The organism is Oerskovia paurometabola (assembly GCF_016907365.1).
Taxonomy (GTDB): domain Bacteria; phylum Actinomycetota; class Actinomycetes; order Actinomycetales; family Cellulomonadaceae; genus Oerskovia; species Oerskovia paurometabola.
The window spans coordinates 3,114,681-3,128,674 of sequence record NZ_JAFBBV010000001.1 but is presented as its reverse complement, the minus strand read 5'-3'; the positions used below and the strand labels follow the sequence as shown (position 1 = coordinate 3,128,674).

Genomic DNA, 13,994 nt, shown 5'->3' with positions numbered 1-13,994 from the left:
GGAGCCTCCCCGGGCGCTCGTGTCGCGTCGGGTGGGTGCTGCTGCCGAGGGTGACGGCCGCACCCGCCGACGGTGACCGTGGGGACAGGGTGGAATCGCCGACACCCCGTCGGTCAAAGCACGACAAGACGGGCACTTCGGGGGTCCGTGGTCCACCATGGACGTATGAGCCACCACGACGATCGCGGACCGGACAGCACGAGCGAGGGCACCGAGCGGGTGCCTCAGGCAGCGCCGGGCGTTCCCCCGGTCGAGAACCCCGCCCCGGGCGAGGACGATCCGCGCGGCGAGGAGATCCTCGAGTTCTGGGAGACCGCACGCGTCCGTGCGGGGGAGGGCAAGGTGGGCGTCGTGACCGGCTTCGGGATCTCGGCGACCGTGCCACCGCCCGCGTGGTCCTTCGGGGACAACCCCGCGCTCGCCGACGGACTGCTCGCGGCGGTGCTGTCGGGCGACAAGACCGCGACGTCGTCGTCGCACTGGGAGTACGGCGACGACGTGCCGCTGCCGCAGGTCGGCGAGCTCTCGATCATCCTCGACGGCGACGGGCACCCGCGGGCCCTCATCCGCACGACGTCGGTCGAGGTCGTCCCGTTCGACCAGGTCTCGGCGGACTTCGCGGCGGCCGAGGGCGAGGACGACCGGACGCTCGAGTCCTGGCGCGCCGGTCACAAGAGGTACTTCACACGGGTCCTGGTGGACCACGAGTTCCGCGAGGACATGCCCGTGGTCTGCGAACGGTTCGAGCTGCGGTTCCCGCGCCAGCGGTGAGCCGCGGCGCGGCGCCGTCCGACTCGCCCGGGGGCGGCGTGCCCGGAGCCCCTCACGGGTGAGGTGCTCCGGAGCGACGTCGTCGGGCGCCGTGCTCGACGGCCGAGGGGTGAGCGGTGGTCGCCGTCCCAGGCCGCGACCACCGCCCGTCGGGGCAGTGAGAGGAACTACCCCGAGTGTGTGGGCGCCGGGGCGCCGAGGTGTGCCGCGGCCGCGCGCACCGTCTGGACCGGCACGCCATGAGTGCCCTGGTCCGTGAGGTGGGTCGAGACGCGGTCGAGCAGGAGGGTGCGCACGTCGGCCGCGACGACCGCCTGTGCGCCGCGCAGGACGGGGTCCGAGGGGGCCAGGGTCGGGACGATCGACGCCACGCCCTGCTCGGTGTCCGTGAGGTGGCTGCGTGTCACGTCGGCGAGGCGTTGACCGCCCGCGATGCACGTCGGGCCGCTGAGCACGACGACGTGGGGTTCGACGACCGCGACGACCGGCTGGACGACAGCGGCGAGGCGGCGTCCGAAGTCCTCGACGAGCGCGACGACCGCGGGGCTGTCCGGGTCGGCGATCATGGCCGCGAGGTAGTCGGTGTAGCCGTCGCCGGGCACACCGTGCCGCTCGGCGAGCTCCTCGAACCGCCGGCCACCGACGAGGTCCTGGAGGTTGACCGAGTGGTCGTCGTACTCGCGGACGGTCACGGGCACGGGGAGATAGCCGAGCTCACCGGCGGCGCCCGTCGCGCCGTGGTGGAGCCGCCCGTCGATGAGCGTCCCGAGGCCGATGCCTCCGCCGATCCAGAGCAGCGAGAAGCTCGCGTCGTCGCACCGGCCTGCGTCGTGCTCGGCGATCGTCGCGAGGTTGACGTCGTTCTCGATGTGGACGGGGACGCCGAACTCCTCCTCGAGGAGGGATCGGACGGCGAGGCGAGGCCATCCCGGCAGGTCGCCGACGAGCCAGAGGTCTCCGGTCGTCGGGTCGGCCGCGGCCTGCACCCCGACGACGACCGCGCCCACCCGTTCGACGGGAACCCGTGCGTCGGCACAGGCGGCGTCCCACGCCGCGCGGACGTCGCTCACGGCCGTGCGGTCGTCCGAGGTGGGGACCTCGGCGCCGCCGAGGACGGTGCCGTGGGCGTCGACGATGCGGGCCTGCACCCCTCCGGGAAGGACGTCGAGCGCCAGCCCGACGACGACGTCGGTGCGCGCCGCGTACGTGACCGCCTGCGGGCCGCGGGCTCCCTGGACGGCCCCCGTGGGCTCGATGAGACCCGCGGACTCCAGGCGTGCCACGATCTGGGAGGATGTCGGACGGGAGACGCCGGTGAGGTCTCCGATCTGCGACCGGGTCATGGGGCCGGTGTCGAGCAGCAGCTCGAGCGCGGCGCGGTCGTTGATCGTGCGGAGCAACCCGGGGGTCCCCGGGACGTGCGTGCGGGACACGGCGTGGTGGCCTCTCTGCCAGCATCTTAGGAAAGTTTCCTAAGAGTTGCGTACTCTGGCGGATTGCGCAAGTCGACAGGCGCGGCGCGTCCTTTACACCATCGAGCGTCGCGCAGTCGGTCGAGTTTGCCATGGGAGCGCGACCAGGCGAGGCGGCGGCGCTCGATCCGCGGGATCGTGCGATTCTCTCCCTCGGACTCGCTCAAGGCGTGAGATGGGCGTCCCGAGGGCTGGCCCGGGGCGTAGCGTTCGGGGCATGACGCGCAACATCGACTTGGCAGTGGTCGCCGGAGACGGCATCGGTATCGAGGTCGTCGAGCAGGGCCTCGCGGTCCTCGAGGCGGCGCTCTCAGGCTCGGACGTCAAGGTCTCCACGACGCCCTTCGATCTCGGCGCGCGCCGCTGGCACGCGACCGGCGAGACCCTCACCGACGAGGACCTCGCCGCGATCCGCACGCACGACGCGATCCTTCTCGGTGCGATCGGCGACCCGACGGTCCCGTCGGGCGTCCTCGAGCGCGGGCTCCTCCTCAAGCTGCGCTTCGCGCTGGACCACTACGTGAACCTGCGCCCCGGCAAGCTCTACCCCGGTGTGACGTCCCCGCTGGCGGACCCGGGCGAGATCGACTTCGTCGTCGTCCGCGAGGGCACCGAGGGGCCCTACGTCGGCAACGGCGGGGCGCTGCGCGTCGGCACGCCCCACGAGATCGCGACCGAGGTCTCCGTGAACACGGCCTTCGGCGTCGAGCGCGTCGTGCGTGACGCGTTCGCCCGCGCCCAGGCGCGCCCCCGCAAGCACCTGACGCTCGTGCACAAGCACAACGTCCTGGTCCACGCCGGTCACCTGTGGCGCCGCACGGTCGAGGCCGTCAACGCCGAGTTCCCGGACGTCACCACGGACTACCTGCACGTGGACGCCGCCACGATCTTCCTCACGACGAACCCGTCGCGATTCGACGTCATCGTCACCGACAACCTGTTCGGCGACATCCTGACGGACCAGGCCGCCGCGATCACCGGCGGCATCGGCCTCGCGGCCTCGGCCAACATCAACCCCGACCGCACGGCCCCCTCCATGTTCGAGCCGGTGCACGGCTCGGCCCCCGACATCGCGGGCCAGGGCAAGGCGGACCCCACCGCCACGGTCCTGTCCGTCGCCATGCTGCTCGACCACCTCGGCCTCGCCGAGGAGTCGCAGCGCGTCGAGGCCGCGGTCGCCGGGGACCTCGCCGAGCGGGGGACCCGAGTACGGTCGACGGCCGAGGTGGGGCGCGAGCTCGCCGCCCGCGTCGCCGGCTGATCGGTCCTTCCGACCTGCCGTCGCGCCGCCGTCGGGCTCCCGCTCAGGGTCCCGACGGCGGCGCGCACCCTCTGCCGTCCTCACCGCTCCCACGTCCTCGTCGAAGGCCCGGGAGTTCTCGCCCGCCCTGCGGGCGCCGAACGGCGCTCGGTCATGGAAAACTAGGCGAGGAACCCACCCGGGTCGCCAGGTGAAAGGCCCATGACATGACTTCCCCCCTCACAGCGCAGCCCGCTTCCTCGGCCGAGGATCTCGTCGCGCTCTTCGACATCCGCACCTCGGACACCCCGACCTCCCCCGAGGCCAGGGCGGCCGCGATCTCCGCCCCGAAGTTCGGCACCGTGTTCTCGGACCACATGGCCCGGATCAGCTGGAACTCGACCGACGGCTGGATCGACCGCCGCATCGAGAAGTACGGCCCCCTCCAGCTCGACCCCGCGACCGCGGTGCTGCACTACGCCCAGGAGATCTTCGAGGGACTCAAGGCGTACCGGCACCAGGACGGGTCCGTGTGGACGTTCCGGCCGGAGGCCAACGCGGCCCGGTTCGCCCGGTCGGCCCACCGTCTGGCGCTGCCGGCGCTCTCGGTCGACGACTTCATCGGCTCGATCACGGCGCTCGTGCGCACGGACATCGAGTGGGTCCCGAGCGGCGAGGAGGCGAGCCTGTACCTGCGTCCGTTCATGTACGCCTCGGAGTCGTTCCTCGGTGTGCGTGCCTCGCTCGAGGCCGAGTACCTCGTGATCGCCTCGCCCGTGGGCCCGTACTTCTCGGGCGGCGTCAAGCCCGTGTCGATCTGGGTCGACCGCGAGTTCAGCCGTGCCGGCGCCGGTGGCACGGGGGACGCCAAGTGCGGCGGCAACTACGCGTCGAGCCTGCTGCCGCAGACCCTCGCGCAGGAGAAGGGCTTCGAGCAGGTCTGCTTCCTCGACTCGTCGACGGGCACGTTCCTCGAGGAGCTCGGCGGCATGAACGTGTTCGTCGTCAAGGCCGACGGGTCGGTCGAGACGCCCGAGCTCACGGGGTCGATCCTCGAGGGCGTGACGCGTTCGTCGATCATCCAGCTCCTCAACGACCGCGGCCACGAGGTCACGGAGCGGCGCATCCCGCTCGAGGAGCTCCTCGCCGACATCCGGTCCGGAGCGGTGACCGAGGTGTTCGCGTGCGGCACGGCCGCGGTCGTCACGCCGATCGGCCGCCTGGGCGGCTCGAACTTCGACCACACGATCGCCGACGGCGGCGCGGGGGAGCTGACTCTCGCGATCCGCGGTGAGCTCACCGACATCCAGAACGGCCGGGCGGCGGACCGCCACGGCTGGATGACGCGCCTGGCCTGATCCGCCCGTTCACCGACCCTTGAGTGCGGAGCAGCTGTCGCCGATCGACTCGATCTGCGACAGCTGCTCCGCACTCAGCGTCTCGGCCTGCTCAGGCCGGTCGGCGCACGATCGTGCGGCCCGCGACTCCCGCGAGCAGCGACCAGACCGCGACCCCGATCAGCAGGTTCACGAGCCCCGACAGCACGGCTGACGTCGTGTCCGTGGTCCACGCGAACGGCAGGGCCGTGATGACGACGATCACGAGCGCCATGATCCAGCCGAAGAACGCCCGTGGGCGCGGGGTCGTGAGGATCAGCACGTGCAGCAGCCCGGCCGCGAGCAGAGCCAGGATCGCGCCGTCGATCGCGAACGCAGCCTGGTGCGAGCCGGTCGAGAAGATGTCCGGCGGGGGGACGAGCGTGAACGAGAAGATCCGTTCGAGGATGATCACGGCGACGAGGCCGATGAGCGCGGCGACCAGGGCCGTGGCGGCGGCCCCGGCCCAGAACCTGCCGACCTCGACCGCGAGGCGTGGGTCTGCGGGATTGACGGGCTCGTGGGGCGCCGGGAAGTCGACGTGCGGGTCGGGCGGCACCGTGGGCGGGATCGCGGGCGGGACCGCCTGGGGGTGGTAGCCGGGGGATCCGGGCGGCGGGACGTTGCCGCGGGGCGGGAAGTTCGGGTCGCTCATGATGCGTCTCCTGTCGTTGCAGGCTGTCGTTCCGGGCGCTCGCTGGGTGGCATGCTCAGTCCGTGGACACCGTTCCATCCTGGCGTCTGCTGTGGCAGCATGTGTCCTGTGACACACCTCGTCTCCCACCTCATTATCGAGTAGCGCGCCCGGCCATCACACCGGACGCGCAAACCTCCCGCACCCTCGGGGGGTTTTTTTGTTGCCTGACACCACCCCCGTCGGGCTTCGAAGCGCCGGGCACGAGCTTCACGAGAGCGACCGCCCGGCGCGTGGGACCGAGGAGGAACCGGTGGTGCGCGGAAGCGTCCCGCCCGATCCACCTAGAGTGGTCTCGCCCAGGCGGCACCGCTGGACCCCGAGATTCTCCCCAGAGAGCGGCACGATGACTTCCCAGGTGAACCCCGTAGCTCCTGCCACAGCGAGCGCATCCTCGACCTTCCACGTCTACGACACGACCCTGCGCGACGGCGCGCAGCAGGAGGGCATGAACCTCTCGGTCGCCGACAAGCTGGCGATCGCCCCGCTCCTGGACGAGCTGGGCGTCGGGTTCATCGAGGGCGGCTGGCCCGGGGCCATCCCCAAGGACACCGACTTCTTCGCGCGCGCCGCGAAGGAGCTCACGCTCAAGAACGCGGTGCTGGCCGCGTTCGGCGCGACCCGCAAGGCCGGGATCAGGGCCGCCGACGACCAGCAGGTCCGGGCGCTCGTCGCATCGCAGGCGCCCGTGGTCACGCTCGTCGCCAAGTCCGACCTCCGCCACGCCGAGCGTGCGCTGCGGACCACGGGCGCCGAGAACCTCGCCATGATCACCGACACCGTCACGTTCCTCGTGGCCGAGGGGCGCCGCGTCGTCCTGGACGCCGAGCACTTCTTCGACGGCTACCGGTTCGACCCCGCCTACTCGCGTGCGGCGGTCGAGGCCGCGTTCGCGGCAGGGGCCGAGGTCGTCGCGCTCTGCGACACCAACGGCGGCATGCTGCCCGAGTGGGTAGGTGAGATCGTCACGGAGCTGCGCGACGCCGTCGGGATCCCGCACGGGCTGCACGCCGGTGCCGGCGACCCGCTGCTCGGGATGCACGCGCACAACGACTCGGGCTGCGCGGTCGCGAACTCGCTCGCGGCCGTGGCCGCGGGCGCCGCGCACGTCCAGGGGACCGTCAACGGCTACGGCGAGCGCACGGGGAACGCCGACCTCATCACGGTCGTCGCGAACCTCGAGCTCAAGCACGGCCGGAGCCTTCTCGTCGACGGCGGCCTGCAGGAGACCACGCGCATCGCGCACGCCATCAGCGAGATCACCAACATCTCCCCGTACGCGCGCCAGCCGTACGTCGGGGCGAGCGCGTTCGCGCACAAGGCCGGGCTGCACGCCTCGGCGATCAAGGTCGACCCGGACCTCTACCAGCACATCGAGCCCACGCTCGTCGGCAACGACATGCGCATGCTCATCTCGGACATGGCGGGCCGCGCCTCGATCGAGCTCAAGGGCCGCGAGATGGGCTTCGACCTGTCGGACCAGGGCGACGTCCTCTCGCGCGTGACGCACCGGGTCAAGGAGGCCGAGGCCCGCGGGTACACCTACGACGCGGCCGACGCCTCGTTCGAGCTGCTGCTGCGCGAGGAGATCGCGGGCGAGCGGCCGCAGTTCTTCCGGGTCGAGAGCTGGCGCACGATCGTCGAACGGGCCGGGGGACGTGGCACCGAGGCGACGGCGGAGGCGACCGTCAAGCTGCACGCCGGCGGCAAGCGCATCGTCAAGACGGGTGAGGGCAACGGGCCCGTGAACGCTCTCGACCATGCGCTGCGGCTCGCGCTGCGGCGTGTGTACCCGGAGATCGAGGCGTTCGAGCTGATCGACTTCAAGGTCCGCATCCTCGATACCGAGCAGGGCACGGACGCCATCACGCGCGTCCTCATCGAGATGACCGACGGGGCGACGTCCTGGTCGACGGTGGGCGTCGGGCCGAACCTCATCGAGGCGGCCTGGGAGGCGCTGACGGACTCCGCGATCTACGGGCTGATCCACGCGGACGTGCAGCCGCGCTGAGCCTGCGCCCCTTCCGCCGGGCGCTGACGTGCCAGAGGAGCGTGACCTCCGGGTCACGCTCCTTCCGACACGTCGGGGTGCGGGACCCGTCAGGGACGGGTGGCCGCCTCGAGCAGCTCGACGACGTGCACGTAGTCCTGCCCCGTCGCCCGGCTCAGGCCCATCTCGCACGTCCGGTTGCTCGACGCGTACGCGTCCGCACGGCCGTGCTCGCGAGCGTGGGCCGCGACCTCGGCGGCCTCGGCGCGCGTCGCCGCCGCCGTGAGCTCGGGGTGGAGCATGCCGCGGTCGCCGGCGAACCCGCAGCATCCCGCGTCGAGGGGGAGCACGACGTCGTCGGCCACCGCGCACGCGACCGCCTCGAGGTCGCCGACGACCCCCAGGTGGATCGACGAGCACGTCGGGTGCAGGACGAGCGAGCCCAGCGTGGTTCCCACGGCCCGGGGGGAGCGACCGCTCGCCTCGAGCGCGGGCAGGACGTCGCTGCGCACGAACGTCACGGCGTCCACGACGCGCAGCCGCTCGAACCGCTCGCGCGCCTCGCCGGCCAGGTGGGACCCGACCCCTTCGAGGCCGTGCGTGCAACTCGACGCGTCCGAGACGACCGGCAGGCGGCCGCCGTCGGTCGCGGCCCAGAGCGCGTCGAAGGTCCGCTCGGCCATCGCTGCGGCGCCGTCGGTCAGACCCTTGGAGACCCAGGGCGTGCCGCAGCACAGGCCCTCGATCCCCTCAGGGATCGCGACCGTGATCCCGGCGCGCTCGCACAGCGCGAGGAACGCCGGGCCCACGCCGCCCGGGCTGGGAGAGGCCTCGGCGGGGGAGAAGAGCGAGCCCATGCAGGACTGGAAGAAGACGACGGACGCGTCGGTGACGGCCCCGGCCGACGCCACGCGACGCGGTCCAGGCCCGGGCAGGTCCGCCCCGACGAGCGGCACGACGTCCGCACCCAGCACCGAGCGCCCGACCTTCGAGGCCGCGGTCACGAGCGGGGTGGGCAGGTGGTCGACGACGCCGAGCGCCCCGCGCAGGCCCGTGACCGCGCCGCCCCAGTGCTCGGCCGCGACCCGCCCTGCGTGCTGGACGACGGCACCGTGCCGTTGTGCTCGGCGGACCTTCATGACCTTGCCCGTGTCGATCCCGACCGGGCACGCGGTCACGCACAGCGAGTCCACGGCGCACGTGTCGACGGCCGAGTACTCGTAGGCGCGCTCGAGCTCCGCGCGCTCGGACGGGGGAGCCGTGACCATCTCGCGCAGCAGGGCGATGCGCTGGCGCGGGGTCGTCGTGACCGTCCGTGAGGGGCACGCGGGTTCGCAGTAGCCGCACTCGACGCACCGGTCGACGACCTCGGCCAGGTCTCCTGCCGCGGACGTCCCGACGGGCGGCACGAGCTTGAGGTCCGCCAGGTGCGCCTCGTCGTCGTCCGTGAGGAGGACGCCCGGGTTGAGCAGTCCGGTCGGGTCGCACAGCGCCTTGACCTCGCGCATCACGGCGTAGAGGTCGTCCCCGAACTGCCGCCGGACGAACGGCGCCATGATGCGGCCCGTGCCGTGCTCGGCCTTGAGCGAGCCGCCGCGGTCGAGCACCAGGGTCACCATGTCCTCGGTGAAGGCCGCGAACCGGTCGAGCTCGCCGTCGTCGGACAGGCGCGGGGTGATCATGAAGTGCAGGTTGCCGTCCTTGGCGTGCCCGAACGTCACGGCGTCGTCGTAGCCGTGCCGCTCGAAGAGCCCGCCCAGGTCACCGACCGTCGCGGTGAGGTCGGGGACCGGGACGACCAGGTCCTCCAGCAAGGCCGTGCTGCCCGGCGCGCGGGCGCCGGCCACCGCGGTGTACAGGCCCTTGCGCACACGCCACAGGCGCCCGCGAGCCGCGGGGTCGCGCGTGAGCTCGGCAGGCGTCACGAGGGCGAGGTCGCCGATGACACGGCGCGCGGCCTCCTCGAACGGTTCGAGGCCGTCGGCGGTGGTGGCCTGGTACTCGACGAGCAGGGCCGTCTGGGTCGTCGCGGCCGCGAAGGCCCGCATCGACGCGTCGGCGAGCGGGTCGGCGGCGGCGACGCGGAGCGAGGCCGCGTCGAGGAGCTCGATCGCCCGCGCACCCGAGTCGGTGATGGTCGCCAGGGCGTCGGTCGCGTGCTCGAGCGCGTCGAAGACCAGGAGGGTGGTCGAGGCGGCGGGCAGCAGCGGCACGGTCCGGAAGGTCACGTCCGCCACGAACGCGAGCGTCCCCTCCGACCCGACGACCAGGTGCTCGAGGATCTTGGCGGGGGAGTCGTGGTCCACGAACGCGTTGACGCCGTAGCCCATGGTGTTCTTCATGGAGTACTGGTGCGCGATCGTGGCGCGCATCGACGCGCTCGCGCGCACCCGGTCGCGCAGCTCGGCCAGGCCACGGTGCAGCGCGGGCTCGAGGACCCGCAGCCGCTCGTCCGCGTCCGGGGCGCCCGTGTCGAGCACGGTCCCGCTGGGCAGGACCAGGGTCATCGACTCGATCGTGCGGTACGCGGTGTCGACCGTCCCGCAGGCCATGCCCGAGGAGTTGTTGGCGACGACCCCACCGATCGTGCACGCGATCTCGCTCGCCGGGTCGGGGCCGAGCCGCCGCCCGTGACGCAGGAGCCGCCCGTTGACCGAGCGCAGCGTCACGCCGGGCTGGCAGCGCACGCGGGCGCCGTCGTCGAGCACGTCGACGCGCGTGAAGCGCGTGCGCGTGTCGAGGAGCAGGCCCGCGCCCGAGGCCTGTCCCGACAGGCTCGTCCCGCCCGAGCGGAACGTGACCGGGAGCCCCCGGCGACGGGCCTCGGCGAAGGCGGCGACGACGTCGGGCACGTCGTGGGCGCGGGCCACCGCCTCGGGGCGCAGCAGGTAGTGCGAGGCGTCGTGCGCCTGGGCGACCCGGGTCAGGAGGTCGGTCCGGATCTCGAGGGCCCGCGTCGTCGCGGCGGAGACGCTCATGCTCGGGCCTTGCGCTCCCCGTCGAGCCGGTGGGGCTGGACCGCGTCGTAGGTCGCCTTGAGGTTGGCGCTGGTCTGCTCGTACAGGCGCTGGGCGACGCGCACGAACAGGAAGTCGACGACCGCGAGCTGCGCGATGCGGCTCGACAGGGCACCCGAGCGGAACTGCGTCTCGCGCGCCGTGGTACCTAGGACGATGCCGGCCTCCTGCCCCAGGGGGGACTCGGGGAAGTTGGTGATCGCGACGGTCGTCGCGCCGCGCGCCTGCGCGATGGCGAGCGCGTGGTTCGTCTCGACCGTCTGCCCGCTGTGGGAGATCCCGATCGCGACCGCGCCCGGGCGCAGGAGTGCCGCGGACTGGAGCTGGAGGTGCGGGTCCGGCGCGGCGAAGCACACGAGCCCGATGCGCTGCAGCTTCTGCGCGAGGTCCTGCCCGGTGAGCTGGCTCGACCCGACGCCGAACACGTCGACCCTGGGCGCGGCCGCGACCGCCGCGGCGACCTGCTCGAGCGCGCCGAGGTCGAGCATGCGCGCGGTCTCCTCAATCGTCCGCGCCTCGTGGAACGCGATCTTCGCGACGACGTCCTCGGCCGTGTCGGTCTCGTTGATCTCGCCGTGCGCGACGTTCGAGCGCTCGAGCTCGATCTCGCGGCGCGACGTGGCCTGGGCGAGGTCGATCCGGAACTCGGGGTAGCCCGCGTAGCCGATCGCCCGGCAGAACCGCACGACCGTCGCCTGCGAGGCGCCTGCCCGCGCGGCGAGCTCGTTGATCGTGGACCCGACGACGGCGGTCGGGTCCGCGAGCACGGCCTCCGCGATCCGGGCCTCGGCCGGGCGGAGGGTCGGCAGGGCCTGCCGGATGCGGACGAGTCCATCGCCTGTCATGTCGGATCTCCTGTGATCGGTGCGGGGTGGCCGGCGGTGCGGCTGTCGGTTCGGGGGCCAGGGGCGGATGCGGGTTCCGGGGGGTGGCCCGCGAGGCTCAGCCACGGTTCGTGCGCGACGATCGCACCGGTGCTGCCGGGGCCCTCGGCCAGCAGCCGGGCCAGGTGCAGCGCGCCGTCGAGCGGGGTGCCCGCGGAAGGGACGAGCTCGGCGTCGGGACGCAGCGCGGCGAAGCGGCGCGCGAGCGCGCCCGTCAGGGCGGGACCGGCGTTGAGCACCCCGCCCGTGGCCGCGGCGAGCGGCGGCAGCCCGGGAACGAGGGCTGCCGCGAGCGACTCGGCCAGGTGCCGGCCGGCCTCGGTGAGGATCTGCACGGACGCCGGGTCGCCCGCGGCGGCGGCTGCCGCGACGTCGGGAGTGAACGACCCGAGGACCTGGGCGCGATCGGGGCGGGTGTAGAGCTGTGCGGGCCAGGTCGGGGCGGGGCCGAACCGCGTCGTGGCGGCCGCGAGCAGCGGGCGCGAGCCACCCGTGGAGCGCCCGTCGTGCGCGCCGAGCGCCGCCCGCAGCCCGTGCGCGCCGATCCACGACGCCGAGCCGAGGTCGCCGAGGAGGTGTCCCCAGCCGTCGACGCGCCGCCAGGTGCCCGCGAGGTCCGTGCCCAGGGCGATCGTGCCCGTGCCGACCGCGACGACCGCCCCGGCACGGCCGCCGAGCGCTCCGAGGTGGGCGGTCACGGCGTCGGCGGCGACCGCGGTGCGCTCGGCGCCGAGGCTCGCGCGGAGCGCGTCGTGCACGACGGTCGGGTCCGGGACGAGGGTCGCGACGCCCGTCGCGCCGACCGCGGCGGCCGCGACCACGGGGGGCTCGCCGTGGGCCTCGGCCCAGGCGGCGACGAACGCCGCGCCGAGGTCGTGCACGACCTCGGCGACGTCGCTGCCGCCGGGGCCGATCGCGACCGGGCGTCCGGTGAGGCTCGTGCGGTGCGCGTCGGGGCCGACGTCGGCTGCGGTGTCGTCACCGAGCCTGGCCGCGAGGAGGCGGCTGCCGCTCCCGCCGACGTCGATCGCGACGATCCAGCGGGAGGGGCCCGTCGGCGCCGTCCGGGCGTCTGCACGGGCCTCCGGGAGGGCGGGGTCGTGGTCCTGCGCGCTGGTCACGCCTCATTGTGGCATGAAGTTTCACGGTGGCGCCACGGGGCGGAGAAAAGTGCCAACGGGTTCACCCGGCCTCGCGCACGGAGGTCCTGCGGTGCCCTTGGCCGGCCCGTCGACCCGGCCCTCGGCCCTCGGCCGGCGGCCTGCTGCTTGGAGGCTACTCCTCCCTGTGGGCCAGGTCACCAGGTGTCCCGGCGCCCGGGCGACTCGTGGAGCGCCGGGTCGCGCCCCGCGGCACGTACCGTGGAGCCCATGAGAGGCGAGTACAAGGTTCCCGGTGGCAAGCTCGTGGCGGTCGACGTCGAGACCGACGAAGGGAGGCTGTCCCGCGTCGCGCTGAGCGGAGACTTCTTCCTCGAGCCCGACGACGCGCTCGACGACATCAACGCCGCCCTGACCGGGCTGCCCGAGACGTCGACCGTCGCAGACCTGACGCGTGCGATCGAGGCCGTGCTGACCGACGACATCACCATGGTCGGGTTCTCGCCCGAGGCCGTCGCGATCGCCGTGCGTCGCGCGCTCGGTCACGCGACCGGCTGGGACGACCACGTCTTCGAGATCATCCACGAGGGGCCCGAGCAGCCCGCGATGCACCTCGCGCTCGACCAGGTCCTCACCGAGGAGCTCGACGCCGGCCGGCGTGGCCCCACACTGCGCATCTGGGAGTGGGGGGCGCCCGCCGTCATCATCGGGTCCTTCCAGTCGCTCAAGAACGAGGTCGACCCCGAGGGGGCCGCGAAGCACGGCATCACCGTGGTGCGCCGGATCTCGGGCGGCGGGGCGATGTTCGTCGAGCCCGGCAACACCATCACGTACTCGTTGACCGTCCCGGCCTCGCTCGTCGAAGGCCTGAGCTTCGAGCGCTCGTACGCGTTCCTCGACGACTGGGTGCTGGGGGCGCTCGCCGACGTCGGCGTGCACGCCACCTACAAGCCGCTCAACGACATCGCGTCCCCGGCCGGCAAGATCGCGGGCGCCGCGCAGAAGCGCCTGCGCGGGGGAGCGGTGTTGCACCACGTGACCATGGCGTACGACATCGACGCCGACAAGATGCTCGAGGTCCTGCGCATCGGCCGCGAGAAGATGAGCGACAAGGGCACCAAGAGCGCCAACAAGCGCGTCGACCCGGTGCGCTCGCAGACCGGCATGGCGCGCGAGGAGGTCATCGAGGCCTTCAAGGCGCACTTCCGGTCGCGCTACCGCACGGTCGAGGGCGCGGTGACGTCCGACGAGCGCGCGCAGGCCGAGGAGCTCGTGCGCACGAAGTTCGGGACCGAGGAGTGGACCGCGCGCGTGCCGTGACGCGGTAGCCGCTGGGCGGCGGAGGGTGGTGCCGGGTCGCCGAGGTTACCAACAGGTCACAACTTCGCGACCGGCTTCCCTCTGTCCGTGGTTGGCGGTAATCTTCACGAACACCCAACCTGATGTAAGT

General features: G+C 72.9%; 10 protein-coding genes. 5 read left to right on the top strand and 5 right to left on the bottom strand.

What is annotated here, in order from left to right; genetic code table 11:
• The first annotated feature begins 165 nt into the window (after positions 1 to 165).
• Positions 166 to 771, top strand: coding sequence for an ASCH domain-containing protein (locus JOD48_RS14190; RefSeq protein WP_191788731.1), 606 nt, complete (start codon positions 166 to 168; stop codon positions 769 to 771).
• A 167-nt stretch (positions 772 to 938) separates the two neighbouring features.
• On the opposite strand, the gene JOD48_RS14185 is transcribed toward JOD48_RS14190, so the two are convergent.
• A complete protein-coding gene (locus JOD48_RS14185) occupies positions 939 to 2,204 on the bottom strand; it encodes an ROK family transcriptional regulator (protein ID WP_191788732.1) in 1,266 nt (421 codons plus the stop codon).
• 256 nt (positions 2,205 to 2,460) lie between these two features.
• Here JOD48_RS14185 and JOD48_RS14180 point away from each other — a divergent pair, with 256 nt between their 5' ends.
• Together JOD48_RS14180 and JOD48_RS14175 are read left to right on the top strand one after the other, a co-directional pair.
• Entirely contained in the window at positions 2,461 to 3,504 is a 1,044-nt protein-coding gene (locus JOD48_RS14180; protein ID WP_204809589.1) for a 3-isopropylmalate dehydrogenase, read from the top strand.
• 206 nt (positions 3,505 to 3,710) lie between these two features.
• The gene (locus JOD48_RS14175) at positions 3,711 to 4,841 is read left to right on the top strand and encodes a branched-chain amino acid aminotransferase (protein ID WP_191788734.1); all 1,131 of its coding nucleotides are present in this window, start codon (positions 3,711 to 3,713) and stop codon (positions 4,839 to 4,841) included.
• Between the two features lie 91 nt (positions 4,842 to 4,932).
• Here the strand turns inward: JOD48_RS14175 and JOD48_RS14170 are convergent, their stop codons facing one another.
• Positions 4,933 to 5,514 carry a DUF6069 family protein gene (locus JOD48_RS14170; protein WP_191788735.1) on the bottom strand — a complete coding sequence of 194 codons (582 nt, stop codon included), beginning with the start codon at positions 5,512 to 5,514 and terminating at the stop codon, positions 4,933 to 4,935.
• A 385-nt stretch (positions 5,515 to 5,899) separates the two neighbouring features.
• Here JOD48_RS14170 and cimA point away from each other — a divergent pair, with 385 nt between their 5' ends.
• Positions 5,900 to 7,564 (top strand): citramalate synthase, encoded by a 1,665-nt coding sequence (gene cimA, locus JOD48_RS14165; protein ID WP_191788736.1) that lies wholly within the window; start codon positions 5,900 to 5,902, stop codon positions 7,562 to 7,564.
• Positions 7,565 to 7,653: 89 nt separating this feature from the next.
• Here the strand turns inward: cimA and JOD48_RS14160 are convergent, their stop codons facing one another.
• From JOD48_RS14160 to JOD48_RS14150, 3 genes are read right to left on the bottom strand one after another with little or no spacing between them, the layout of a single operon-like run.
• Positions 7,654 to 10,521, bottom strand: a complete 2,868-nt coding sequence (locus tag JOD48_RS14160) for an FAD-binding and (Fe-S)-binding domain-containing protein (protein ID WP_204809588.1) — start codon at positions 10,519 to 10,521, stop codon at positions 7,654 to 7,656.
• Positions 10,518 to 11,405, bottom strand: a complete 888-nt coding sequence (locus JOD48_RS19930) for a MurR/RpiR family transcriptional regulator (RefSeq protein ID WP_204809587.1) — start codon at positions 11,403 to 11,405, stop codon at positions 10,518 to 10,520. The genes JOD48_RS14160 and JOD48_RS19930 overlap by 4 nt, the downstream gene beginning before the upstream one ends.
• Positions 11,402 to 12,565: an N-acetylglucosamine kinase gene (locus JOD48_RS14150; protein WP_204809586.1), complete on the bottom strand. Its 1,164-nt coding sequence runs from the start codon at positions 12,563 to 12,565 to the stop codon at positions 11,402 to 11,404. The genes JOD48_RS19930 and JOD48_RS14150 overlap by 4 nt, the downstream gene beginning before the upstream one ends.
• A 249-nt stretch (positions 12,566 to 12,814) precedes the next feature.
• Between JOD48_RS14150 and lplAB the strand changes: the two genes are divergently transcribed.
• Positions 12,815 to 13,864 (top strand): lipoate-protein ligase LplAB, encoded by a 1,050-nt coding sequence (gene lplAB, locus JOD48_RS14145; RefSeq protein WP_191788741.1) that lies wholly within the window; start codon positions 12,815 to 12,817, stop codon positions 13,862 to 13,864.
• Positions 13,865 to 13,994: the final 130 nt, after the last annotated feature.

Excerpts from the sequence above, each read along its gene's own strand:
- JOD48_RS14170 (WP_191788735.1), bottom strand. The coding sequence starts at position 5,514 with ATGAGCGACCCGAACTTCCCGCCCCGCGGCAACGTCCCGCCGCCCGGA.
- lplAB (WP_191788741.1), top strand. The coding sequence starts at position 12,815 with ATGAGAGGCGAGTACAAGGTTCCCGGTGGCAAGCTCGTGGCGGTCGAC.
- JOD48_RS19930 (WP_204809587.1), bottom strand. The coding sequence starts at position 11,405 with ATGACAGGCGATGGACTCGTCCGCATCCGGCAGGCCCTGCCGACCCTC.
- JOD48_RS14160 (WP_204809588.1), bottom strand. The coding sequence starts at position 10,521 with ATGAGCGTCTCCGCCGCGACGACGCGGGCCCTCGAGATCCGGACCGAC.
- cimA (WP_191788736.1), top strand. The coding sequence starts at position 5,900 with ATGACTTCCCAGGTGAACCCCGTAGCTCCTGCCACAGCGAGCGCATCC.
- JOD48_RS14190 (WP_191788731.1), top strand. The coding sequence starts at position 166 with ATGAGCCACCACGACGATCGCGGACCGGACAGCACGAGCGAGGGCACC.
- JOD48_RS14175 (WP_191788734.1), top strand. The coding sequence starts at position 3,711 with ATGACTTCCCCCCTCACAGCGCAGCCCGCTTCCTCGGCCGAGGATCTC.
- JOD48_RS14180 (WP_204809589.1), top strand. The coding sequence starts at position 2,461 with ATGACGCGCAACATCGACTTGGCAGTGGTCGCCGGAGACGGCATCGGT.